Raw genomic sequence first — 1,017 nt, forward strand, 5'->3', positions numbered from 1 at the left:
AGCGAATAATTTATCCCACTTCAAAATGGCCCAGGGGTAACTCTAAAAACTATAAACCACTTCCAGTTTATGGTCTTTCAGGGCTTGTTGGGCTTTTTCAAGGTCTTCGGTAAAGCCAAGTATGTAGCCACCGCCACCGCTGCCACATAGTTTCAGGTAGTAGGCATTGGTATCGATACCCTGTTTCCAAAGTGTGTGGAATTGTTGAGGAATCATCGGTTTGAAATTGTCCAGCACCACGTTTGAGAGTTGCTTGATGTTGGAAAACAAAGACTTGACGTCGCCTTTGAGGAAATCGTCCACACAGGCATCTGTATGTTTTACAAATTGGTCTTTCAACATATTTCTAAAACCTTCCTGCTTCATGTTTTCCATAAAGATTTGCACCATGGGTGCTGTTTCACCGGTGACACCGCTGTCTAACAAAAACACGGCGCCTTTTCCTTTCTTCAATTGTGAAGGAATTCCGGCAGGCTCAATATTGTCTTGTGAATTGATTAATATGGGTAAACTCAGGTAACTATTTAATGGGTCAAGTCCAGATGATTTTCCGTGAAAAAAGGATTCCATCGCACTGAAAATAGCTTTGAGTTGTAATAGTTTTTTGCGGGTAAGGTTTTCGAGAACCGTGATTTTATTGTTGGCATATTGGTCATAAATGGCTGCTACCAATGCGCCACTACTCCCAACACCATATCCCTGAGGAATGCTGCTGTCAAAATACAGTCCTGCTTCTATGTCTTTTTTTAAACTGTCTAAATCAAAGGTGACCAATTCAGGTTGTTCCTTTTGCAAGGTTTCCAGAAAATCAGCAAATCGTTTTAAGCCCTGATTTGATTTATGTGTCGCCACCGTGTGGTGTTCATCAATCTTAAGAGCGCCGTTGTAAAAATTATAGGGAATGGATAAACCTTTGGAATCTTTGATGATGCCATATTCACCAAAGAGTAGGATTTTTGAGTAAAATAGAGGTCCTCGCATGTTGATTTTTAGTTGGATATAAAATTACACTTTTTT

General features: G+C 40.1%; 1 protein-coding gene. It reads right to left on the reverse strand.

From position 1 onward, the window contains the following. Positions 1 to 42: 42 nt before the first annotated feature. Positions 43 to 981 (reverse strand): GHMP family kinase ATP-binding protein, encoded by a 939-nt coding sequence (locus AC6F75_RS06790; protein WP_500714199.1) that lies wholly within the window; start codon positions 979 to 981, stop codon positions 43 to 45. Between the last annotated feature and the right edge of the window lie 36 nt (positions 982 to 1,017).

The organism is Planktosalinus sp., from assembly GCF_059864935.1.

Excerpts from the sequence above, each read along its gene's own strand:
- AC6F75_RS06790 (WP_500714199.1), bottom strand. The coding sequence starts at position 981 with ATGCGAGGACCTCTATTTTACTCAAAAATCCTACTCTTTGGTGAATAT.